This window comes from Pseudomonas monsensis (genome assembly GCF_014268495.2).
GTDB classification, from domain to species: domain Bacteria; phylum Pseudomonadota; class Gammaproteobacteria; order Pseudomonadales; family Pseudomonadaceae; genus Aquipseudomonas; species Aquipseudomonas monsensis.
Genome location: NZ_CP077087.1, coordinates 309,431 through 331,346 on the forward strand (window position 1 = coordinate 309,431; position 21,916 = coordinate 331,346).

20 protein-coding genes are annotated in these 21,916 nt (G+C 59.5%); 7 read left to right on the forward strand and 13 right to left on the reverse strand.

Annotated features, from left to right (window positions below; all coding sequences use genetic code 11):
- Positions 1-69: 69 nt before the first annotated feature.
- Positions 70-1,656, reverse strand: a complete 1,587-nt coding sequence (ctaD, locus tag HV782_RS01410) for a cytochrome c oxidase subunit I (RefSeq protein WP_128615044.1) — start codon at positions 1,654-1,656, stop codon at positions 70-72.
- A gap of 82 nt (positions 1,657-1,738) precedes the next feature.
- Positions 1,739-2,866, reverse strand: a complete 1,128-nt coding sequence (gene coxB / locus HV782_RS01415; RefSeq protein WP_128615045.1) for a cytochrome c oxidase subunit II — start codon at positions 2,864-2,866, stop codon at positions 1,739-1,741.
- Positions 2,867-3,236: 370 nt separating this feature from the next.
- Between coxB and HV782_RS01420 the strand changes: the two genes are divergently transcribed.
- Positions 3,237-3,869, forward strand: coding sequence for a hypothetical protein (locus HV782_RS01420; protein ID WP_128615046.1), 633 nt, complete (start codon positions 3,237-3,239; stop codon positions 3,867-3,869).
- Between the two features lie 130 nt (positions 3,870-3,999).
- On the opposite strand, the gene HV782_RS01425 is transcribed toward HV782_RS01420, so the two are convergent.
- Both HV782_RS01425 and HV782_RS01430 read right to left on the reverse strand, forming a co-directional pair.
- On the reverse strand, positions 4,000-5,526 hold the full coding sequence (locus tag HV782_RS01425) for a SulP family inorganic anion transporter (protein WP_128615047.1): 1,527 nt from the start codon (positions 5,524-5,526) through the stop codon (positions 4,000-4,002).
- A gap of 90 nt (positions 5,527-5,616) precedes the next feature.
- Positions 5,617-6,348: a carbonic anhydrase gene (locus HV782_RS01430; protein WP_123470235.1), complete on the reverse strand. Its 732-nt coding sequence runs from the start codon at positions 6,346-6,348 to the stop codon at positions 5,617-5,619.
- 497 nt (positions 6,349-6,845) lie between these two features.
- On the opposite strand from HV782_RS01430, the gene HV782_RS01435 reads away from it, so the two are divergent.
- On the forward strand, positions 6,846-7,157 hold the full coding sequence (locus tag HV782_RS01435; protein WP_128615048.1) for a hypothetical protein: 312 nt from the start codon (positions 6,846-6,848) through the stop codon (positions 7,155-7,157).
- A 117-nt stretch (positions 7,158-7,274) separates the two neighbouring features.
- On the opposite strand, the gene HV782_RS01440 is transcribed toward HV782_RS01435, so the two are convergent.
- On the reverse strand, positions 7,275-8,333 hold the full coding sequence (locus tag HV782_RS01440) for a PA0069 family radical SAM protein (RefSeq protein WP_186747002.1): 1,059 nt from the start codon (positions 8,331-8,333) through the stop codon (positions 7,275-7,277).
- A 244-nt stretch (positions 8,334-8,577) separates the two neighbouring features.
- Here HV782_RS01440 and HV782_RS01445 point away from each other — a divergent pair, with 244 nt between their 5' ends.
- Positions 8,578-8,880, forward strand: a complete 303-nt coding sequence (locus tag HV782_RS01445; RefSeq protein WP_186747005.1) for a hypothetical protein — start codon at positions 8,578-8,580, stop codon at positions 8,878-8,880.
- A 102-nt stretch (positions 8,881-8,982) separates the two neighbouring features.
- On the opposite strand, the gene HV782_RS01450 is transcribed toward HV782_RS01445, so the two are convergent.
- Entirely contained in the window at positions 8,983-9,528 is a 546-nt protein-coding gene (locus HV782_RS01450; protein ID WP_186747024.1) for a hypothetical protein, read from the reverse strand.
- Positions 9,529-9,762: 234 nt separating this feature from the next.
- Between HV782_RS01450 and HV782_RS01455 the strand changes: the two genes are divergently transcribed.
- Positions 9,763-10,038 carry a hypothetical protein gene (locus HV782_RS01455; RefSeq protein ID WP_123470245.1) on the forward strand — a complete coding sequence of 92 codons (276 nt, stop codon included), beginning with the start codon at positions 9,763-9,765 and terminating at the stop codon, positions 10,036-10,038.
- 59 nt (positions 10,039-10,097) lie between these two features.
- Here HV782_RS01455 and HV782_RS01460 read toward each other — a convergent pair whose 3' ends face one another.
- Genes HV782_RS01460 through HV782_RS01470 form a run of 3 tightly spaced genes read right to left on the reverse strand, consistent with a single transcriptional unit; the run spans position 10,098 to position 13,945 of the window.
- Positions 10,098-11,399 (reverse strand): c-type cytochrome, encoded by a 1,302-nt coding sequence (locus tag HV782_RS01460; RefSeq protein WP_186747032.1) that lies wholly within the window; start codon positions 11,397-11,399, stop codon positions 10,098-10,100.
- Between the two features lie 12 nt (positions 11,400-11,411).
- The gene (locus tag HV782_RS01465; RefSeq protein WP_123470249.1) at positions 11,412-13,196 is read right to left on the reverse strand and encodes a GMC family oxidoreductase; all 1,785 of its coding nucleotides are present in this window, start codon (positions 13,194-13,196) and stop codon (positions 11,412-11,414) included.
- A gap of 2 nt (positions 13,197-13,198) precedes the next feature.
- Complete coding sequence (locus tag HV782_RS01470) at positions 13,199-13,945, reverse strand: gluconate 2-dehydrogenase subunit 3 family protein (RefSeq protein WP_186747034.1); 747 nt, start codon at positions 13,943-13,945, stop codon at positions 13,199-13,201.
- 304 nt (positions 13,946-14,249) lie between these two features.
- On the opposite strand from HV782_RS01470, the gene HV782_RS01475 reads away from it, so the two are divergent.
- A complete protein-coding gene (locus HV782_RS01475; protein WP_128614919.1) occupies positions 14,250-14,894 on the forward strand; it encodes a dual specificity protein phosphatase family protein in 645 nt (214 codons plus the stop codon).
- Here the strand turns inward: HV782_RS01475 and HV782_RS01480 are convergent.
- From HV782_RS01480 to prlC, 3 genes are all read right to left on the reverse strand, one after another.
- Positions 14,881-16,926 carry a M3 family metallopeptidase gene (locus HV782_RS01480; protein ID WP_186747036.1) on the reverse strand — a complete coding sequence of 682 codons (2,046 nt, stop codon included), beginning with the start codon at positions 16,924-16,926 and terminating at the stop codon, positions 14,881-14,883. The genes HV782_RS01475 and HV782_RS01480 overlap by 14 nt on opposite strands.
- A gap of 112 nt (positions 16,927-17,038) precedes the next feature.
- A complete protein-coding gene (locus tag HV782_RS01485) occupies positions 17,039-17,329 on the reverse strand; it encodes a YheV family putative zinc ribbon protein (RefSeq protein WP_123470256.1) in 291 nt (96 codons plus the stop codon).
- On the reverse strand, positions 17,326-19,377 hold the full coding sequence (gene prlC, locus HV782_RS01490; RefSeq protein WP_225931048.1) for an oligopeptidase A: 2,052 nt from the start codon (positions 19,375-19,377) through the stop codon (positions 17,326-17,328). Before prlC ends, HV782_RS01485 begins: the two co-directional genes overlap by 4 nt.
- An 89-nt stretch (positions 19,378-19,466) precedes the next feature.
- Here prlC and HV782_RS01495 point away from each other — a divergent pair, with 89 nt between their 5' ends.
- Together HV782_RS01495 and HV782_RS01500 are read left to right on the forward strand one after the other, a co-directional pair.
- Positions 19,467-20,012, forward strand: coding sequence for a gamma carbonic anhydrase family protein (locus HV782_RS01495; protein WP_123470257.1), 546 nt, complete (start codon positions 19,467-19,469; stop codon positions 20,010-20,012).
- 28 nt (positions 20,013-20,040) lie between these two features.
- The gene (locus HV782_RS01500) at positions 20,041-20,691 is read left to right on the forward strand and encodes an HAD family hydrolase (RefSeq protein WP_123470259.1); all 651 of its coding nucleotides are present in this window, start codon (positions 20,041-20,043) and stop codon (positions 20,689-20,691) included.
- A gap of 100 nt (positions 20,692-20,791) precedes the next feature.
- Here the strand turns inward: HV782_RS01500 and HV782_RS01505 are convergent, their stop codons facing one another.
- Positions 20,792-21,883 carry an aminopeptidase gene (locus HV782_RS01505; RefSeq protein ID WP_186747041.1) on the reverse strand — a complete coding sequence of 364 codons (1,092 nt, stop codon included), beginning with the start codon at positions 21,881-21,883 and terminating at the stop codon, positions 20,792-20,794.
- Positions 21,884-21,916 lie beyond the last annotated feature (33 nt).

The window sequence follows — 21,916 nt, forward strand, 5'->3', positions numbered from 1 at the left end:
CGAAGCAGGCGCTGCGGTTTCTCAGTGAAACCGAGTTATCGTTCTTCGCGAGCAAGCTCGCTCCCACAGTCATTTCACTTCCGGCGGCGTGGTGAAGGTGTGATACGGCGCCGGCGACGGCACGCTCCACTCCAGCCCTTCGGCACCATCCCACGGTTTGGCCGGGGCTGGCACGCCACCGCGAATGGTCTTGATCACGATGAACAGGAAGAAGATCTGCGTGGCGCCGAACATGAACGCGCCGATCGACGAGACCATGTTGAAGTCGGCGAACTGCAGGTTGTAGTCCGGGATCCGCCGGGGCATCCCCGCCAGACCCACAAAGTGCATCGGGAAGAAGGTCAGGTTCATGCCGACGAACGACAGCCAGAAGTGCAGCTTGCCAAGGGTTTCGTCGTACATGTGCCCGGTCCACTTTGGCAGCCAGTAATAGGCCGAGGCGAAGATCCCGAAGATCGCCCCGGGCACCAGCACGTAGTGGAAGTGCGCGACCACGAAGTAGGTGTCCTGGTACTGGAAGTCCGCCGGGGCGATGGCCAGCATCAACCCGGAAAAGCCGCCGATCGAGAACAGGATCACGAACGCTACGGCAAACAGCATCGGTGTCTCGAAAGTCAGCGAGCCCTGCCACATGGTGCTGGCCCAGTTGAACACCTTCACCCCGGTCGGCACGGCGATGAGCATGGTTGCGTACATGAAGAACAGCTCGCCCACCAGCGGGATGCCGACCACGAACATGTGGTGCGCCCAGACGATGAACGACAGGAACGCGATGCTCGCCGTCGCATAGACCATTGAGGTGTAGCCGAACAGCGGCTTGCGCGAGAAGGTCGGGATGATCTGGCTGACGGCGCCGAAGGCCGGCAGGATCATGATGTACACCTCGGGGTGGCCGAAGAACCAGAACACATGCTGGAACAGCACCGGGTCACCGCCACCGGCGGCACTGAAGAAACTGGTGCCGAAGTGGATGTCCATCAGCATCATCGTCACGCACCCGGCCAGCACCGGCATCACCGCGATCAGCAGGAACGCGGTGATCAGCCAGGTCCAGACGAACAGCGGCATTTTCATCAGGGTCATGCCGGGGGCACGCAGGTTGAGGATGGTGGCGATCACGTTGATCGCGCCCATGATCGAACTGATCCCCATCAGGTGGATGGCAAAGATGAAGAACGTCACGCTTTCCGGCGCGTAGGTGGTGGACAGTGGCGCGTAGAACGTCCAGCCGAAGTTCGGCCCGCCACCGGGGCTGAACAGGGTCGAGACCAGCAGCAGAAACGCCGCCGGCAACAGCCAGAAGCTGAAGTTGTTCATCCGTGGCAGGGCCATGTCCGGCGCGCCGATCATCAACGGGATCATCCAGTTGGCGAGGCCGACGAACGCCGGCATCACCGCACCGAAGACCATCACCAGGCCGTGCATGGTGGTCATCTGGTTGAAGAATGCCGGCTCGACGATCTGCAAACCGGGCTGGAACAGTTCGGCGCGGATCACCATGGCGAACGAGCCGCCAAGCAGGAACATCAGGAACGCAAACCACAGGTACAGCGTGCCGATGTCCTTGTGGTTGGTGGTCAGCACCCAGCGCATCAGGCCTTTGGCGGGGCCGTGGGCGTGGTCGGCATGACCGTGGTCATCAATGACAGCGCTCATGGCCGGTCTCCTTTACGTGAGTGGGTGGGGCGGGCCGGGGCGCGCTGCCCCGGCCGGTTCACGACGTACGCGATAGACCGGTTCATTTGCTTTCCGCCTGTTTCAGCTCCAGCACTTCTTTTGGCGTGACCATGTCGCCCTTGTTGTTGCCCCAGGCGTTACGTTCGTAGGTCACGACCGCTGCGATATCGACTTCCGACAGCTGCTTGCCGAACGCCGCCATGGCGGTGCCGGGCTTGCCGTGGAAGACAATGCTCAGGTGATCCTTGATCGGGCCGGTGGCGATTTTCGAGCCCTTGAGCGCCGGGAACATCGGCGGCAGGCCCTGGCCCTCGGCCTGGTGACAGGCCACGCAGGTGGTGTGATAGACCTTGTCGCCGCGCTCTTTAAGTTCGTCGAGGGTCCATTCCTTGCTGGTCAGCTCCTTGAGCTGCGCGGCCTCGGCTTTGCGCTCGGCGAGCCACTTCTCGTAGTCGGCCTTCTCTTTGACCTCGACCACGATCGGCATGAAGCCGTGATCCTTGCCGCACAGTTCGGCGCACTGGCCACGGTAGAGCCCGGGCTTGTCGATCCGGGTCCAGGCTTCGTTGACAAACCCCGGGATCGCATCGCGCTTGACCGCGAATGCCGGCACCCACCAGGAGTGGATCACGTCGGCGGAGGTCACGAGGAAGCGCACCTTGGCCCCGGTCGGCAGCACCAATGGCTTGTCGACCTCAAGCAAGTAGTGCTCGCCCTTGGCTTCCTTGTTGTGGATCTGCTCGGCGGGCGTGGCCAGGTTGCTGAAGAATTCGACGTCCTGGCCCAGGTATTTGTAGTGCCACTTCCACTGATAACCGGTGATCTGGATATCAATATCCGGCTCACTGGTGTCGTACATCTTGATCAGGGTGGCGGTTGCCGGAACGGCCATTGCCACCAGGATCAGCAGCGGCACGACGGTCCAGAGAATTTCGACGGTGGTGCTTTCGTGGAATTTTGCGGCGACCTGCCCGGTTGAACGGCGGTGCACCATCATCGACCAGAACATGGCGCCGAAGACGATGACTCCGATCACCACACAGATCCAGAAAATGGTCATGTGCAGATCGAATACTGCGTGACTGATCTCAGTCGCTCCAGGCGCCATATTCACAGTCCAGGCCGCGTGGGCCGGGCTGAAAATCGACCACAACAGGAGGCCCATCCAGACGTGTGGATGTCGCATCATTGCGGGTTCCCCTTATCGTTCTTGTTATCCCGGAGGCGTAACGCCTGCGGCAAGGGAGCGGCTGCATCAGACTACGAACTTGAATCGCCGGGCCTTGCTGCGGGTGCAGTCGGGCGTCATCAGCTAACTCCATTCACTGGCGAGTATAGACAGCGAGCGGAATTTGCAATGTGCCGACGTAAATGAACTGAAACAGCGGGTACTTGCGTTCGAGGGCACGAATGGAGAAGGATGCAGACGAGTGGTGGCGAACCGATATAACGCCGGTGCATCAAGGATGAAATAATTATGACAAATGCGTCTTAGCATTTTTCGTAAGCCAGCTAACTTATGTCTTCCCTATTTCATTGCCTTGTACCCTGGAGTTTTCATGAACACCGCCGCATTGCGCGAGCAGATCCAAAAAGCCCGACAAACCGAAAACCAAACCGGACGGCTCAAGCGTCAGCTGGAAGCCAAGTTGCCTCATCTGCATTCGGCCATCCAGTTGCCGGACGCTAACCGTGAAGAAGCGTTGACGAGCTTCGTCACCGCCTATATCGACGAAGTACCAGACATGCTGGATGCAGCCAATGAAGTCGCCAGGGAAGCGGGAATCGAGTCACAGATCAAACCGGTGCTGAGAATCGCCGAGCAGTACTTTATCCAGCCGCCGGTGGGACTGGACAGTCTGCTGGACGAAGCCTATCTGGCACACCGCTTTGTCGAAGAGGTCAACGACCTGTACATCAAGCACCTCGGCCAGCCACTGATCCCCCTGGACATGACGGTCGCCAATCTGATTGCTCACCAATTGCTCGGTGAGGAATTTGCCAATCAACTGGACGAAGTGGTGCATCACACCATCGACGAAATGCTCGACGACGAGAGCTTTGCGCTGGAATCGGTCGAAGCTTACCGCGACAAGCTGAGCAGCCCGGATACCGGTGCTGCGTGGAAGCGCTGGCCATGCATGGGCCGCCGCCTGGGCGTGGGCCTGGAACTGGATCAGCCAGCCGCGTAAGCCACGCACAATCCAATGTCGGAGTGAGCCTGCTCGCGATGGCGATGGGTCAGTCAACAGAGATGTTGATTGAAACGATCGCCATCGCGAGCAGGCTTACTCCTGCAGGGTTTGAGTTCAACCTGGAGATTCAGCCGGCGGCGCCGACACCGGTATTGGTCCGAACCCGCCCCTCAAGCCGTCGCTTCAACCCGCGCGACTCGATCAACAGCTTCGACCCCTTCGCAGCATTCGCCCGGCCCCACTCTTCCAGCAACTCCAGACACGAATGGTCGATGTAGCTCAGGTTATTGAGCGGTACATGCACCGTCGTACCTTCGGGAATGCTGCCCAGCACCTGGGTCAAGGCTGGCACCTTGAGAAAGGTCGCCGCGCCCACCAGGCGCAACTCCATCTCGCCATCCTGCGGCAGGTCGATCAGGCTGATCTTCAGGCGCGACGCCTTGAACGCCAGTTTCAGCAGGGTCAGACCGAAACCGATCAGTACCCCGGTCAACAGGTCGGTGAAGATGATCGCCAGCGCCGTGGCGGCGTAGGTGAACATCGGCATCCGCCCGTAACGGCCCAGACCGCGAAAGGCCTTGAGGTCGACCAGTTTGAAACCGGTGTAGACCAGCACCCCGGCCAGACTCGCCACCGGAATGCTTTGCAGCACGCTCGACAGCAACAACACGAACCCCAGCAGCCACAGACCATGAAAGATCGTCGAATAACGGGTGGTCGCGCCGGCCTGGACGTTGGCCGAACTGCGCACAATCACCCCGGTCATCGGCAGCGCACCGACCAGCCCGCAGAGCATGTTGCCGACACCTTGCGCTGACAGCTCACGGTCAAAGTCAGAACGTACGCCACTGTGCATGCGGTCTACTGCCGCCGCAGACAGCAGGGTTTCGGCGCTGGCGATAAACGCCACGGCAAATGCCGCGATCAGTAGCGTCGGGTCGGCCAGGCTGAGCAGGTCCGCCGGTTTCAGCCAGTCGATGGCTTCGGCCAGATTCTCCGGCACCTCGACCCGTTTCACCGGCAACGCCAGCAGCAGGCTGGCGCCCGTGGCCAGACCTACGCCGAGCAACGCGCCGGGAATAAACCGCAGCGAGTGCGGACGGAATTTCTCCCACAGCCACATCACCGCAATGGTCGCCAGCCCGAGTAACCCGGCCTGCCAGCCAAACGACGGCAAGGCTTGCGCCACCGCGCCGGGGAAGGCCGTCAGGTTATCCAGACCGGAAGGTTGCGGCTTGGCGTCGAGCATCACATGCACCTGCGAGAGCACGATCAACACCCCGATCCCGGCGAGCATGCCGTACACCACCGCTGGCGCCGTGACCCGGAACCAGCAACCGAGCTTCAGGCGACCGGCCACCAGTTGCAGGAAACCTGCGAGCAGCAGAATCGGCCCGAGCATCTCGATACCGTGCTGACGCACCAGTTCGAACACCAGCACCGCCAGACCCGCCGCCGGCCCGCTGACCTGCAACGGCGAACCCGCCAGCCAACCCACCACCAGACCGCCGATGATCCCGGTGATCAGGCCTTTGGCCGGCGGCAACCCGGAAGCAATTGCGATACCCATGCACAACGGCAGGGCGACCAGGAACACAACCACCGAAGCCAACAGCTCCCGTGGCAGAACCGCTTTCAATTGAGCAGCACGCATGGTGATTCTCCCGAAGCTTTCTTCAGGCGTGGCGAGGCCAGGCCGCTGAAACAGCGGCCGGCGTCAAACCACACAGATTTTTAGGAAGATTTAGAAGCGCGCTTTGGGCGTCGCCACCGGAATCGGGTGGCTGCCATCGAGCGGCAGGAAACGTCCCTGATCCGCGTCGTAAGCCTTGATTTCGCTGGTTTCGATGTTGTAGACCCAGCCATGAATGAACAGATGACCGTTCGCCATGCGCGAGGCTACCGAAGGATGGGTACGCAAGTGCTGCAGTTGGGCGATGACGTTTTCCTCGGTGAGGATCGGCATGCTCTCTTTTTCGTCGGCGCAGTGACAGTTGTCGTGCACCATGGTTTTCGCGACTTCGGCGTGGCGCAGCCAGGCTTTGACCGTCGGCATTTTTTCCAGGCTGTCCGGGTTGAGCACCGCACGCATGGCGCCGCAATCGGAATGGCCGCAGATGATGATGTGCTGCACGCCCAGCGCCAGCACCGCGTACTCGATTGCGGTGGAAACGCCGCCGTTCATCTGGCCGTAAGGCGGCACGACGTTGCCGACGTTACGGGTCACGAACAGATCGCCCGGGGAGCTCTGGGTGATCAGTTCAGGGACGATGCGCGAGTCGGCGCAGGTGATGAACATTGCCCGGGGCGATTGCGCCGTGGCGAGTTTCTTGAAGAGTTCTTCCTGCTGCGGGAAGACCTCATGATGAAAATGCAAAAAGCCGTCAACGATCGTTCGCAGCGCTGCATCGGCGGATTCCGCCCCAGGGACGGCTTGCGCCGACGCAGCCAAAGGCTGTTTATCCTTGTCACTCATGATTCATCCTCTTTGGCGGATTCGGGGAGTCGTTCCCGTGTATTCCGGTATGAAGCCAGTGGCTGTTTAAAACATCCGGGTCATCCCGACCCGTCAGTCACTCGATGAACAAGGTAGCCGCCGAAACTTAACTCAAACTGAATCAAGCGCTCTAGAACGTGTGTTCCAGGTCACGAAAAACGTGACTGGCCTGTTCCGGCGGAAGGATTCCAACCCATCAACCATCGGCTAATTGTCGCTAAATCAACGACATCTGGCGACCCGACGGACAGAAGGCGGTGTGATTTACCCGAAGCCCTCGGGCCAGCGAGCTCGCCGCCGGCACCTCACCTTGGCTGCTGCGTCAGGGGTACTCAGGGATTGGGACGCGCGAACAGTTGCCGATTAAAACTACGATACTTGATGCAACATATAGTGGATTGCCACTTTGACAGCGGTGCGTATTATCCGAAGAGCCATGGAAGTCATTAGGCAAACAAACTTGAAAGGGATTTTTTATGACATCAATTGCACGTCCAGACAGTGTTCGAGGGGTTTTTTTAGAGAGGGTCGAAATAACTGTCCCTCGAAGCGAAATTCTAGTGGAAATGCGCTTTTCAACTAAGAAAGCAGTGACTGATCCAGCGACCGGACTGGTATCCGAGATGCTTGTTGATTCAAAGGTCGTGGGTGCAATATCGTCCGATAAAGGCAAAACGTTTAAAATTGGCGGGCTTAAAGATGTAGACGGCGATGGTGATATCGACCGTCATGATCAGGCAAAGTTAATCGCCCTGGCCAAGGCTTATAGCGCCATTATCAATCCTTGAATAAAAACAAAGCCTGTATGACTTCATACAGGCTTTGTTCCCGCGTAAAGGCTCTGCGAAGGGTTCCCGTTTCTTACTGACTTCGATAGACGCGAGTTTGCGACCTCGACGGATTTGCTAAATCAACGACATCTGGCGACCCGGCGGACAGAACGCTGTGCAATCGAGGTTGTAGCCCTCGCGATGATTCATGCCTAAACGCTTGATGGCTTTGGCAAAGCGCTGCGCCAGCAGATCGGCGAACACCCCTTCGCCGCGCATGCGTGCGCCAAAACGGCTGTCGTAGAGCTCACCGCCACGGCTCTGGCGGATCAGGCTCAGCACATGGGCCGCCCGCTGCGGGTAGTGCGCCTGCAACCACTCCTCGAACAGCGGCGCCACTTCCAGCGGCAGCCGCAGCATCATGTACGCAGCGCTCTGCGCGCCGGCCGCATGCGCCTCAGTCAGCAGGTTTTCGATCTCACTGTCATTGATCATCGGAATCATTGGCGAACACAGCACACCCACTGGAATCCCCGCGTCGCGCATTACCCGGATCGCCCGCAGCCGGGCCTTGGGCGCTGCGGCGCGGGGTTCGAGGATGCGTTTGAGTTCGTCGTCCAGTGTGGTCAGGCTGATCATCACCGCCACCAGCCTTTGCTGCGCCAGTTCAGTGAGCAGGTCGAGGTCGCGCAAGATCAGCGAACCCTTGGTGATGATGGTCACCGGATGCCGATAGCGCAGCAGCACTTCGAGGGTCTGGCGGGTGATTTTGTGTTCGCGCTCGATCGGCTGATACGGATCGGTATTGGAGCCCAGGTTGATCGGCGCGCATTGATAGCCTTTTTTCCCGAGCTGTTCTTCCAGCACTTGGGCGGCGTTGGTCTTGGCAATCAGCCTGGTTTCGAAATCCAGCCCGGGCGACATGTCCCAATAGGCATGGCTGGGCCGCGCGTAGCAATAGATGCAGCCATGCTCGCAGCCTCGGTAGGGGTTGATCGAGCGGTCGAAGGGCAGGTCCGGCGAGGTGTTGCGGGTGATGATGGTTTTCGCGGTTTCGATCATCACCTCGGTGTTCTGCGTTTCGGGCACTTCCTGATACCAGCCGTCATCCTCGGCCACCGAACGGTTCGGCGCAAAGCGGTTGTGCGGATTGGTCGCGGTGCCGCGACCGCGCGGGGGGAGAGGGTTGATCATTGCGCGAACCTCAAATCTGTACATGCATACAGTACAAGGTTACGCCCTTAACGATCCAGTACCGTTCGGCCAAGGAATACGGGCACGGTTTAGGTCTGCCATGTGCTGGGTTGTTCATATAAATCACTGGAACAAGAGAAAACCCACGAAACATATGTTGGGTTGTGAAGGAAAGTTATCAACTATAGCCTTCGAAACTTACCGGCACTGATGCCTGTATATGAACTCTAAAAGGATTTAATTTATGTCGTTTCTTAATCAGCGTGGTGTATTCCTACAAATGTTGCTGCCGAGCCAATCGGAACCCAATACCATTGTTTCGATGCAACTTGCCCGCAAGGAACTGGGCTGGAATGCCGCGGAGGAGTTGTCGACCGAAGCTCTGGTCGATTCGATCTACGTGGTCGCGGTGTCCAGCGATCAAGGCAAGTCCTTCACCATTCGCACGGACAAAAAAGATGTGGACGGCGACGGTGATATAGATAGTGATGACAAGGCCAAGTTAGTGGCATTGGCCAAGGCTTATGCAAGTATCGTTAATCCGTAACGCACACGGCGACAAATGCAAAAAAACCTGCATGATTTACGCCTGCAGGTTTTTGTCGGACAGTGATTGGTCAAAACGGTAGCAACCATGTGAGTGATTATTTCAAATTTTAAAGTCCCTCATTGATGCAAAGGAACCCGCGATTTTTCTGAAAATAAACTCATCGTCCAGATCAATATCGTTATCACCGTCAGCGTCCGTCGACCCCATCACTTTTTTATACAATCCCTTGTCATAACCCGTGACGGTCACGACTGAATCCGGGCGAGTCAAATCGGAGTTTGCGACATTAAACAAGCCAATATTGACGTCGGCAAGTTTGCCCTCTGAGGCGTTGTCTGCAAATGAGATAAGCATGCAACTGTAAAGACGTCCCGCACCGACGGTGCTCAAGCCGACAATCGCAGAGGCGAGGTCGCCTGCCAGGGTGTAATAGGAGTCGTCATCCTCATCAGTGTCGCCGTCGCCCTCAACGTCGTCGACTCCGCTTACCGTGTCATATTTCCCGTTGGCGATATTGGCGTACGCTGTGACGACGATGTCGGGCAATGAATTAACAGCATCACCATTGTTGTAGCGGGAAATTACCGCTTCAGCTGTGCCGTTCCCATCCGTGTCTCTGAACTCATATAACAGTGAGTAGCTCATGTCTGTGTGCTCCCTGCCAGCGCAATATTAAGGACCTGAATCTATGTCCCTTTGCACATTAGGTAACGTAAATGCGAGCGTCTACTGTCAGACTTGACAGGTGTATGCATTTACAGCACGGATGGAACAACGTGACTGACTGAGTGGTTATACACCCTGTCAACTCTGACAGTAGACTGGAATTATCCCCAACTCTAATCTCAAGCACGGATTCAAGTCTGAGGGATTTTATTCATGGCTATCAGAATACTGCTGGAAATCTCGGATATGGACCGAGATGAAAGTCCGGAAATCGCGTTTTATCACTACGATGAAGACGCGACCGAAATGATGGATTACGACTATTCGCTCTATGCTTCGTCGTCGCAGGCCAATGGTCGTTATGACGTGATCTCCGAAGACGCCGTCGATGCTGACGGCGATGGCGACATCGACAAATACGACGAGAAGCTTTACCTGCAGCTGGCCGATGCATTTGCGCAGTTCAAAGGCTTTCAGTCCAAGCGTTGATCGGCCGCTGACACCGCACGAAAAGTCGCACCGTGCCAGCGGCGTATCAATCGCAGCCGTCAGTTATGCGTGGTGACTTGCCCCAAATCATCCCTGGAAGTCGCCTGCATATCGTTCTTGCGCAGGCTCGCGACATCGTCAGCCTTGACCGGCGCGCCCTTGTTACCCCAACTGCCGCGAATAAAACTCACCACATCGGCTACTTCCTGATCCGACAAGCGCCAGGCGAAACCCGGCATGGTGAAGGTCGACGGCGCCGAGTGGGTGGCCGGCAGGGTGCCGCCCTTGAGCACGATGTGGATCAGCGACGTCGGGTCTTCCGATTGCAGCACCGGATTGCCGGCCAGCGCCGGGAACACCCGGGTATAGCCATGGCCGTCGGTACGGTGGCAGGCCGCGCAGTTGTCGATGTACACCGCTGCGCCGCGTTGGCTGTCGTCACCGTTCCATAGGGCCTTGGCGGCTTTTTCGTCGTACTGGTGCGGCTGATCGTTCGGATCAGTTGCGGGCAGGGACTTGAGGTAGCGAGCAATCGCGGTCAGGTCGGCGTCGGTCATGTATTGCATGCTGTGGGTCACCACGTCGCTCATGCCGCCGAACACCGCGCTGCGGTCGCTGCGTCCGGTCTTGAGGAACTGCACCAGTTGCGCTTCGCTCCAGCTGCCGAGACCGTCCTTGTGATCGCCGCGCAGGTTCTTGGCGATCCAGCCTTCCAGCGGCGCACTGCCGGCGAGGAAGTTTTTGCCGTCGGTGGCGCTCAGGGATTTTTCCTGCATGGTCAGGGCCCGCGGCGTATGGCAGGCGCCGCAATGGCCGAGGCCTTCGACCAGATAGGCGCCACGGTCGATGACTGGATCGTCCGAGGTTGCCTTGTAGTCCTCGACTTTCGGCGCAAACATCCAGCGCCAGCCCATCAACGGCCAGCGCATGCTCAGCGGCCATGGAATGTCGCTGGCTTTGTTCTCCTGCGCGACCGGTTCGACGCCGTGCATGAAGTAGGCGTACAACGCCTGCATGTCGCCTTCACTGACGCGGGCGTAGGACGGATACGGCATGGCCGGGTACAACGTACTGCCGTTTTTCGCGACACCGTGGCGCACGGCCTTGTCGAAGTCCTCGAAGCTGTAATCACCGACGCCGGTTTGGTCGGGGGTGATGTTGGTCGAGTAAATCGTGCCGATCGGGGTTTCCATCGGCAGGCCGCCAGCGAACGGCTTGCCGCCCTTGGCGGTATGGCAGGCCACGCAGTCGCCCGCACGGGCGAGGTATTCGCCTTGTTTGATCAACGCAGGATCGACGTCGGCAGCGGTTACAGCTGCGCTGCCGAGCAGCGCCAGGGTGGCGATAACGAGGTTTTTCATGGTCATCGCTCCTTATGCCTGAACCAGCGGGCCGGGGTTTTTCAGGTACTGCTCGCGGATCGCCTTCGCCGACCAGTAGGTCAACGCCGCCACCAGTCCGGTCGGGTTGTAGCCCAGCCCTTGCGGGAATGCCGACGCGCCCGGCACAAACACGTTGTGCACGTCCCAGCTCTGCAAGTAGCGGTTCAGGGCGCTTTTCTTCGGATCGGTGCCCATGATCGCGCCACCGTTGAGGTGGGTGGTCTGGTAAGCCGCGGTGTTGAAGTGATCACCGACCTGTTTGCCGATCACCGCGATGGCTTTCGGGCCCATGGCTTGGGCGACCTTGCCCATTTTCTCGACCATGAAGCGGTTCATCTTGATGTCGTTTTCCTGCCAGTCGAAGGTCATCCGCAGCAGCGGCAAGCCGTAGGCATCGCGGTACACCGGATCCAGATCGAGGTAGTTGCCGCGGTAGGACTGATGCGCGCCGTGGGCGTCCATCGACACCTGGTGGGTGTAGTAATCGGCGGTCGCACGTTTCCACGCGCTGCCCCAGGCCGGTGTGCCCGGCGGGTTCGAAGTACCGGCAATCGGCCGGCTGCCGGCCTGGTTGACCCACATCGGCGAGCCGCCGACGAAGCCGTGCGGCCCGTGGTCGAAGTTGTCGGCGTTGAAGTCATCCAGCGCCACGCCGTTGCCGCCGGCACCGATGAAGTTGTTGGTGTGGGTGTCCTTGTCGAAGAACGCCTTGATGGTCGCCATGTTCTGGTAGGCGAAGTTGCGCCCGACCACGCCTTCGCCGCTGATCGGGTCGTAAGGCTTGCCGATGCCCGACAGCAGCATCAGGCGCACGTTGTGCAGCTGGAAGGCGCCGAGGATCACCAGATCCGCCGGTTGCTCGATCTCGCGGCCCTGGCCGTCGATGTAAGTCACGCCGGTGGCCTTGGACTTGGTGCTGTCGAGGTTGACCCGCAGCACATGTGAGTTAGGCCGCAGTTCGAAATTCGGCAACGGCTTTAGCGCCGGCAGAATGTTCACGTTCGGCGAGGCCTTGGAATACATGTAGCAAACATAACCGCTGCAGAAACCGCAGAAGTTGCACGGCCCCATCTGTGCGCCGTAGGGATTGGTGTACGGCCCTGAAGTATTCGCCGACGGCAGGTTGTAGGGTTTGTAACCGACCTCTGTCGCCGCTTTGCCGAACAGCTGTGCGGACACCGTGTTTTTCTGCGCTTGCAGCGGGAACGGATTGGAGCGATCCGGCGCATAAGGGTTGCCGCCCTTGCCCTGACCGACCAGTTGGCCCTTCACGGTCCAGGCCTGGCCGGAGGTGCCGAAGACTTTCTCGGCGAAATCGAAGAAAGGCTCCAGCTCTTCGTAGCTGACGCCGAAGTCCTGGATGGTCATGTCCTTGGGGATAAAGTTTTTGCCGTAGCGCTCTTCGTAGTGGCTGCGCATGCGCAGCTCGATCGGATCGACGCGAAAATGCACGCCCGACCAGTGCAGACCGGCGCCCCCGACGCCATTACCCGGCAGGAACGCGCCGAGCTGGCGGTTGGGCAGGGCGATATCGTTGACGCTGTGGCGGATGGTGACCGTCTCTTTGGAGATGTCCTGAAAGAGTTTTTTGCGCACGCTGTAGGTGAGTTCGTCGATCACCTGCGGATAGTTGCCGTCGGGGTAGGTGTCCTGCATCGGCCCGCGCTCCAGCGCCAGCACATTGAGCCCCGCTTCGGTCAGCTCTTTGGCCATGATCGCGCCGGTCCAGCCAAAACCGACGATCACTGCGTCGACCTTCTTCATTACCGTTGCCATGCTCAAGCCCTCTCGCCGCGAATCGAAACTGCCGGGAAGGGGTATTGCTCGTTGCGTTCCACCCAATCCATGAAATCGGCGCGGGCGCCGGGGAAGCCGATCATGGTCCAGCCGACCATGCCTTTATTGCCGCCGTGGATCGGGTCGCAGAAGAACCCTTCCTTGGTGTTTTGCAGCAGCAGACTGAAGAAAATCTTCGCCGGAACCGTATCGAACTGCGGCTTGCCGGCTTCGAGTTGCTTGAGCAAGTCGTCTCGGGTAGCGCTGTCTTGCTCGGCAAATGTTTTACCGTTGAGGGATTTTGCCCACTGATCCGTGGCGGCGATGCCGAGGCGATAGATGTCTTTGGGCACCAGTTTGCTCTGCCAGCCCATCTCCGGCGCGGCGTCGGCGTTGAACGGACCCTGCATGTACCACAGGGCACCGGCGGCGTACGGGGTGTTCATCTGGCGGTCGATGTATTCCGGCACGCCGGCTTCGAGGGCACCCGGGCCTTGATCGTCGTTGGGGATCAATTGCGCCACGGCGGCGTTGATGAACGCCCATTCCTCGGCGGTGAAATAGCTTGGCTGGTAAGCGCCGGACTCGGCCTTCGCCGGAGCTGCCGCGGGCGCCGCCGGGGTGACTTCAGGCGCCGCTTGCAAGACGCTGCTGCCCAGGCCGCTACCGGCGAGGGTGACCACGGGAATCAGGGTCAGGGATTTGCGCAAGAACTCACGCCGCGGGTTGTCTCGATTTGCATCAGACATGGGGGTGCACCTCATCAGGCATTGATGGTTGTCCGTTTCTGCGAACGGCTTGAGCATTTTTCGTCGCGGCGTGAAGCCCGTGTGACCGGGAAAAGGGCGACGCCTGCAACATCGTGTGACAAATGGTAGCAGGCTAATCATCGGGATTAACCGATTCAGCGGAAAAAACCGCGGTTTTTTCCGCGACGCTCAATGAAATCGCACGGATTCACGATTCTTTGACAAGTGCCTCACAGGGCTTTGACCGTCGTACGTAGAAGCTGTAAGGCCTTTCATTGATGAATCCCGATACGGTCAGCCCAGCATGTCCCGAGTGCGCCTTTTCCCTGCTTTGTGTTTGTCGCTTGTTGCCCTGCTGCACTTGATGCCGGCCCAGGCTGACGCCGCTGCAACATCGCGTCCCCCTGAATGGGCACAACCGGTTGAAGTGCAGTACAACCTGTTCCAGATGTCGCCGACCCTCTACCGCAGCGCCTTGCCGGACGGCGGTGCGGTGCCGTTGTTGAAGAACCTCAAAGTGGCGACGGTGATCAACTTCCTGCCGGAAGCCGACAGCCGCTGGTTGTCCGAGCCAGGCATCAATCAGGTGCAACTGCCTTATCGCACCAACCATGTCGATGACGCCGATGTGCTCAAGACCCTGCGCGCGATTCAGGCTGCCGAAGCCAATGGCCCGGTGTTGATGCATTGCAAGCACGGTTCCGACCGTACCGGCCTGATGGCGGCGATGTACCGGATCGTGGTGCAGGGCTGGAGCAAGGAAGACGCGCTGAACGAGATGACTCAGGGCGGTTTTGGTGAAAGCGGCCATTTCAAGGATGGCGTGCGCTATGTGATGCAGGCCGATGTCGACAAACTGCGTACCGCTCTGGCCAATGGCGATTGCAGCACCAGTGCCTTTGCCACCTGCTCGATGAAGAGCTGGTTCCAGTCGGTCAACCTGAAGTAACCGCGGGCGTATCGGCGGCAAAGAGCTGTGCGGTAACAGGCTCGCCAAGAAACCCATGCGCGGCCTTGAGCAATGAGCGGGAGTCGCCGGGCGCAAAGAACGCCTCGCGAAAATCCCGCCCTGTCTGCGGGGCGAACACACCGTCGCGCTGAAACCGTTTGAACACCTCGCTCGCCAGCACGCCCGACCATTTGTAGGCGTAGACCGATGCCGCGTAGCCGGTCACCAGGTAATCAAAGCTATAGGCGAGGCGGTGATAACCCGACAGTTGCAGGTGGGGGATGTCACGTTGCACATCTTCGAAAACCTGCTGGATGCTGCGGCCATCGCCATGACTTCGATGCAGCTCCAAATCAAATAACGCCGTCATCAGCAACATGGCGGTGGTCCGGCTGGTGTGGGCGCTGATGGCGGCCAGCGCAGTCTCGGCCCGTGCCTTCGTCAGTCGCTCGCCGCTCTGGTAATGGGCGCCTAGCCACACCAGAAACTCCGATGACAGGCACCAGTGTTCGAACAACTGCCCGGCGAACTCGGCAGTATCGCGGGCCATTTGCGAAATCCCCGAAAGGTTGCGATGCGGGGATCGCGTGAAAACATGTTGCAGGCAATGCCCGAACTCGTGGAACAGCACCCGCAGGTTTTCGTGGGACAGCAGGCACGGATGGTCCTTGGTGGCAGGCGGGAAGTTACTGTGAAGGCTGGCAATCGGCAGCGATGGGCGCCCTTCGGCATTGATGCGGCGAACGCGCAAGGCCGAGGTGAAGGCATAGTCGGTCGATACTTCGTGGTGATAGGGGTCAATGTAGATATACCCGATCACTTGCTCGTACTCGCGTACCTCCAGTAACCGCACGCTTTGATGCCAGTGGCTGACTGCTGTCTGTTCGACGATCTTGACGCCGAACATGTGCTCGCTGAATAGACAGAGCCGACGTAGCGTGCCATCGAGCGGGAAGTACTCACGCAAGCTTTTGAGTGCGCCATTCAATTGCAGCAGGCGTAACTGCTCGGCGAGGAAGTCTTCATCCCATGGCTGTATTGGTGCAATCCCCTGGGTGAGCGCGAACGCCTTCAGGGCCTGGGCATCGCGCTGCAAGGCCGGCGTATTTGATGCCACTTGCTGGCGGACAAAGGCGTCGACTTGTTCGGGTGAGGCGGCCATGCGGTTTTCGAGGCGAAACTGGACGAAGTTTTCGAATCCGAGTAACCGGGCTTTTTCGTGTCGCAGGCCGACCAACACCGTCAGGACCGGATGGTTGTCGGTTTTGTTCGCTTGGGGGCCCTGGTCGGAGGCGCGGCTGAACCACGCCAAGTAATATTCTTCGCGCAGTGCCCTGTTTTGCGAGTGAGTCATGACGTGCTGGTAGGTGTTTCGATCCAGCGTCAGCAGCCAGCCGTTGAATCCTGCCTGTTTTGCATTGCGGGCCAGACGCGCCTGCACCGCAGCAGACAGGCCTTCAAGCTGCGTGACGTCGGCAATGCGTTTGCTCCACGCGGCGTCGGCCAGTTCCAGGTTGCTCAGGAACAGTTGCTCCAGCTGCCGGATGTCGTGATTCAGGCGCGCAAGCGTTTGCTGTTGAGCACGCTGCAGTTCGATCCCGGACAGGCGAAATTTGCGCAGAATCTTCGCCAGCGAGGCTTTGCGCTGATCATCGAAACTGGCGGCAATCGAGCTGTTCGCCAGCCGTTGATAGGTACGGTACAGCGCCAGATTGGCGGCCTTGTCGGCGCGGTATTGGTCCGCTGCGAGGCTGCACAAGGCGCTTTCCCTGAGCCAATCGGTGTCGTCGGGTTTGACGCTCGAGAGGGTTTCGATAATGGCCATGGTTTCATCCAGGCGCGCTTCGGCCTCATCGACGGCCACTACCAGATCGTCCCAACCCGGATGTTCGGTTTGGCTGGCGATCACTTGCGTAATGACCTGGTGGTTTGCGCAGATGATCGCGTTGATCGCCGGAACCAGATGCTCGGCGCGTATCGCCGACCACGGTGGCAAAGTCCAGGGTTGTAACAGCGGATTGGTGTCAGGCATGGCTTCTTCCTTGAGGCGTGGCTGAAAAGGGCCAGCTTAGGCAGGAAGCGCAGGGGAAGGGCGGTACATAGTTACCACCTTCCACCGCTGATCGGTGGAAGGTGGCAGCGACTCAATGTTGTGCGTCAGGTTTTTTCGCAAGCTTCGGATTGGGGAAGAACTGCACGGCCTGGACATTCTTGTCCGCTGTCGGCTTGAGCGCGCTGGTATTGACCCGCGTGCCCAGCTCTTTCGGTACAGAAAGCCCCTGCTCGTTCAACGTATCCGAGTAACCACAGGCCACGCATTCGCGGTGCGGCACGCTGTCCTCGTTCCACATCATCAGCTTGTCCGGCTCGCTGCACGCCGGGCAGACCGCCCCGGCGATAAAGCGTTTCTTGGTAATCACAGGTGCCTCGCTCATGCTGCTGCGTCCTCACTCAGGCCGCTATGCCGCAAGAGTGCGTCAATCGAAGGCGCACGGCCACGGAAGTCGACGAACAGCACCATCGGGGCCTGCGAACCGCCACGTGCCAGGATCGCTTCGCGGAAAGCGCGACCGGTTTCAGCGTTGAGCACGCCGTCTTCTTCGAATTTCGAGAAGGCATCCGCCGACAGCACTTCCGCCCACTTGTAGCTGTAGTAACCCGCTGCGTAACCGCCGGCGAAGATGTGCGCGAAGCTGTTGGGGAAGCGGTTGTAGGCCGGTGGACGCATCACTGAAACTTCATCGCGAACACCTTCGAGCACTTGCAGCACGCTGCGGCCGTCACCGTGGGTGGCGTGCAGTTCGAAGTCGAACAGCGAGAACTCCAGCTGACGCACCATCATCAGCCCGGACTGGAAGTTTTTCGCCGCGAGCATTTTTTCCAGCAGGTCCTGTGGCAGTGGCTCGCCGGTTTCATAGTGACCGGAGATCAGTGCCAGACCTTCCGGCTCCCAGCACCAGTTTTCCATGAACTGGCTCGGCAGCTCGACCGCATCCCATGCCACGCCGTTGATCCCGGAGACACCAGCGTGATCCACGCGGGTCAGCAGGTGATGCAGGCCATGGCCGAATTCGTGGAACAGGGTGGTCACTTCATCGTGGGTCAGCAACGCAGGCTTGCCGCTGTCGGCCGGGGTGAAGTTGCACACCAGGTTGGCGACCGGGCTTTGCAGCACGCCGTCGACAGTGCGGCGGCGGTCGCGAGCGCCGTCCATCCACGCGCCGCCTCGCTTGTTGGCGCGGGCGTAGAGGTCAAAGAAGAAGCGGCCGACATGCTGGCCGTTTTCCTTGATCTCGAACAGGCGCACGTCCGGGTGCCAGGTGTCGAAGCCTTTCAGTTCGGCGATTTCAATGCCGTACAGACGCTGGACGATCGCGAACAGCCCGCCGAGGACTTTGTCGATCGGGAAGTAGGCGCGCAGGGTTTCCTGAGCGACGCTGTAGCGTTGCTCGCGGAGTTTTTCCCCGTAGAAACCGCTGTCCCAGCTTTGCAGATCGGCGCAGCCCTGTTCGGCGGCGTAGGCGCGCAGCTGTTGCAGGTCCTGCGCGGCGAACGGCTTGCTGCGCTTGGCCAGGTCGCGCAGGAAGCTCAGCACCTGATCGCTGGACTCGGCCATTTTGGTCGCCAGGCTCAGCTCGGAGAAGCTGGCAAAACCCAGCAGCCTGGCCAGTTCCTGACGCAGGTCGAGGATCTCCTCCATGACTGGACCGTTGTCGTTCTGCCCGGCATTCGGGCCTTGATCCGACGCACGGGTGCAATAGGCGGCGTAGACTTCTTCACGCAGCGCGCGGTCCTGGGCGTAGGTCATTACCGCGTAGTAGCTCGGGAATTCCAGGGTGATCAGCCAGCCATCGAGACCTTTAGCCTGGGCGGCGGCCGCCATCTGCGCCTTGGCCGAATCGGTCAGGCCGGCGAGGGCGGCTTCGTCGGTGATGTGCTTGGTCCAGGCTTGTGTGGCATCGAGCAACTGGTTGGAGAAGCGGCTGCCCAGCTCGGACAGTTTGCTCTGCACTTCGGCGTAACGCTTCTGTTCAGCTTCCGGCAGGTCGATACCCGACAGGCGGAAATCGCGCAGGGCATGTTCCAGAATGGTTTTTTGTGCCACGTCGAAACCGGCGGCTTCCTGGCTGTTAGCCAGCGCCTCATAGGCCTGGAACAGTTCGCGGTTCTGGCCCATTTCGGTGGAGTAGGCGCTCAGGGCCGGCAGGCACGACTCGTAGGCTTCACGCAGTTCGGCGCTGTTGCACACGGCGTTGAGGTGGCTGACCGGGCTCCAGGCGGCGCCGAGGCGATCATTGAGTTCGTCCATTGCCAGTACCAGACCGGCCCAGGTCGGGTTCTGGCCTTGGGTCTTGAGGATTTCGGCAATGGCGGCGCGGTTGTCGGCCAGAATGGTTTCGATGGCCGGCAGGACGTGTTCGGCACGGATCGTGGAGAACGGTGGCAGGTCGTAGGACTGCAGCAGAGGGTTGTTCACGCTCACGGTTGGCACCTTGGCTGGAAGAAACATGCGCCCATCTTAATTACAATCGGCATTCACCGCAGCTATCGGCGACAGAGAGAGAACTTATCGTGTCCGTTCGCAAGTACCAGAATCACACCCCGCAGCTTCGCGAAGGCGCGTTTGTCGACGCCTCGGCGGTGGTGATCGGCGACGTTGAAATCGGCGAAAACAGCTCCGTGTGGCCGCTGACCGTGATCCGTGGCGACATGCACCGCATCCGCATCGGCGCGCGCACCAGCGTGCAGGACGGCTGCGTGCTGCACATCACCCACGCCGGTCCGTTCAACCCGGACGGCTTCCCGCTGCTGATCGGCGATGACGTGACCATCGCCCACAAGGTCATGCTGCATGGCTGCAGCGTCGGCAGTCGCGTGTTGATCGGCATGGGTAGCATCGTCATGGATGGCGCGGTGGTCGAGGACGACGTGATCATCGGCGCCGGCAGCCTGGTGCCGCCGGGCAAGCGCCTGGAAAGCGGCTTTCTGTATGTTGGCAGTCCGGTGAAACAGGTGCGTGCACTGACTGACAAGGAGCGCGCCTTCTTCACCTACAGCGCGGCGAACTACGTGAAGCTCAAGGACCTGCATCTGGCCGAAGGCTACGACCAGCTCTGAAACGACTGACACCCGCACAGGATTTCTCATGCACTACCAGACCGTACTGTTCGACCTCGATGGCACCCTGACCGACCCGCGTGAGGGCATCACCCGTTCCATCCAGTTCGCCCTCGGCAAGCTCGGCATCGACGAGCCGGACCTGACCAGACTTGAACACTTCATCGGCCCGCCGCTGCTGCAGGCGTTCATGCAGTTCTATGGTTTCGATGAGGCCAAGGCGTGGCAGGCGGTGAATTTCTATCGCGAACGCTTCAAGGTCACCGGCCTGTATGAAAACCGCGTGTTTGATGGTGTCACGCCTTTATTGGAAACCCTGAGCGGGCAGGGACGGCAGCTGTATATCGCCACGTCGAAACCGTGGGAATTTGCCCGCGAGATTGCCCGGCATTTTGATTTTGCCCGGCACTTCAAGGTGATCTACGGCAGTGAGCTGGACGGCACGCGGACCAATAAGGTCGAGCTGATTGCGCATCTGATCAAGGAAGAAGGGCTGGACCCGGCCAATACGTTGATGATCGGCGATCGTAAGCACGATCTGATCGGGGCGCGCAGCAATGGGCTGGATGCGGCGGCGGTCGGTTATGGGTTTGGCAGTTTCGAAGAGTTGAGTGCGGAGGCGCCGGCTTATCATTTTGAAACGCTGGACGAGTTGCATCAGGCATTCCTGCGGCGCTGATTAATACACCATCGCTGGCAAGCCAGCTCCCACAGGGACAGCGGTGAACCTGAGCACATCGCTCACCTGTGGGAGCTGGCTTGCCAGCGATGAGGCCAATTCAGCCACGGAAAGTCTGAGCGTCTGCCAATGCTTTCAGCGCCGCTTTGCGCTTAGCCACCGGCAGCGCCCCCAACTTCTCCACTTCAGCATAAAACCTCGGCCAATCCCCCCCAACCTGCCTGAACAACGCCGAAAACGCCGGCACCCACTGGTCATACAGCCCGAACGGCAACAGCCGCGCATTGTTCAGCGGCAAATTCACCCATGCGTCATAACGCTTGTCTCCGGCCCACAGGCTGTCACGCATCATTCGATATTCGCGACGGAACTGCTCGAACGCTGCGGCCTTACGTTCGCGCATCTGCTCGGCCGGCAGCGGTTGGGCATAGAGTTTTTCCAGCCGGGAGCGCGTTTCCAGCACCCGCTCGATGAACTGGTCACGCTGCTTGAGCTGCGAGTCGTTCTGCGCCGGCAACCCGCGAAACGCGCGCCACTGGCGGGTCCCTTCCTGCTCGACGAACGTGGCGAAGGACTCGTTGAACTCGGTGTCATCCTTCACATAGAAGCGCTGATGGGCCAGCTCATGGAAGATCAGGGTGGCCAGACGCTCATCGCCCCAGCCCATCATCGAATTGAGAATCGGGTCATTGAACCAGCCGAGTGTCGAATAGGCTTCGACGCCGCCAATCGCCACGTCCATGCCTTGCAGACGCTGGATCGCCGCTTCGCCCCGTGCCGCGCTCTGGCTGTAGTAGCCGCGATAGGCCACGCAACCGGCGATCGGGAAGCAATGATTCTGCGGGGTCAGAGAAAACTCCGGGGTGACGAACACGTTCCACACCACAAATGGCCGGCCGATGTCGGCGTACAGACGATAGCTCTGATTGTCGGGCAGGTGCAGCTGCTCGCTGGCGAAGGTTCGGGCCTTTTGTGACTGAGCCAGGTGCGCGCGCAATTTCTCGTCACGGCTTGGGTCGGCAATCACCCTGGCCACGGGCTCGCGTGCCCGCAGCAGCTGCAACTGACCGCTGGCCAGCTGACTGTAATAGCTGACGCTGGCGCAACCGTTGAGCAACAAAAACATCACCCCCGGAAACAAAATCCGAAAAACGCGATCAAGTAACCCATGGCTTGGAAGCGGCCTGCTCAAAATAAAAATCCTTTGGAAAGTCTGCCCGCAAGA

Coding starts and splice junctions, on each gene's coding strand:
- HV782_RS01480 (WP_186747036.1), bottom strand. CDS start 16,926: ATGCCTGACACCAATCCGCTGTTACAACCCTGGACTTTGCCACCGTGG.
- HV782_RS01450 (WP_186747024.1), bottom strand. CDS start 9,528: ATGAGCTACTCACTGTTATATGAGTTCAGAGACACGGATGGGAACGGC.
- HV782_RS01435 (WP_128615048.1), top strand. CDS start 6,846: ATGACATCAATTGCACGTCCAGACAGTGTTCGAGGGGTTTTTTTAGAG.
- ctaD (WP_128615044.1), bottom strand. CDS start 1,656: ATGAGCGCTGTCATTGATGACCACGGTCATGCCGACCACGCCCACGGC.
- HV782_RS01440 (WP_186747002.1), bottom strand. CDS start 8,333: ATGATCAACCCTCTCCCCCCGCGCGGTCGCGGCACCGCGACCAATCCG.
- coxB (WP_128615045.1), bottom strand. CDS start 2,866: ATGATGCGACATCCACACGTCTGGATGGGCCTCCTGTTGTGGTCGATT.
- HV782_RS01445 (WP_186747005.1), top strand. CDS start 8,578: ATGTCGTTTCTTAATCAGCGTGGTGTATTCCTACAAATGTTGCTGCCG.
- HV782_RS01500 (WP_123470259.1), top strand. CDS start 20,041: ATGCACTACCAGACCGTACTGTTCGACCTCGATGGCACCCTGACCGAC.
- HV782_RS01465 (WP_123470249.1), bottom strand. CDS start 13,196: ATGGCAACGGTAATGAAGAAGGTCGACGCAGTGATCGTCGGTTTTGGC.
- HV782_RS01455 (WP_123470245.1), top strand. CDS start 9,763: ATGGCTATCAGAATACTGCTGGAAATCTCGGATATGGACCGAGATGAA.
- HV782_RS01420 (WP_128615046.1), top strand. CDS start 3,237: ATGAACACCGCCGCATTGCGCGAGCAGATCCAAAAAGCCCGACAAACC.
- HV782_RS01475 (WP_128614919.1), top strand. CDS start 14,250: ATGTCCCGAGTGCGCCTTTTCCCTGCTTTGTGTTTGTCGCTTGTTGCC.
- HV782_RS01425 (WP_128615047.1), bottom strand. CDS start 5,526: ATGCGTGCTGCTCAATTGAAAGCGGTTCTGCCACGGGAGCTGTTGGCT.
- HV782_RS01430 (WP_123470235.1), bottom strand. CDS start 6,348: ATGAGTGACAAGGATAAACAGCCTTTGGCTGCGTCGGCGCAAGCCGTC.
- HV782_RS01485 (WP_123470256.1), bottom strand. CDS start 17,329: ATGAGCGAGGCACCTGTGATTACCAAGAAACGCTTTATCGCCGGGGCG.
- HV782_RS01470 (WP_186747034.1), bottom strand. CDS start 13,945: ATGTCTGATGCAAATCGAGACAACCCGCGGCGTGAGTTCTTGCGCAAA.
- HV782_RS01460 (WP_186747032.1), bottom strand. CDS start 11,399: ATGAAAAACCTCGTTATCGCCACCCTGGCGCTGCTCGGCAGCGCAGCT.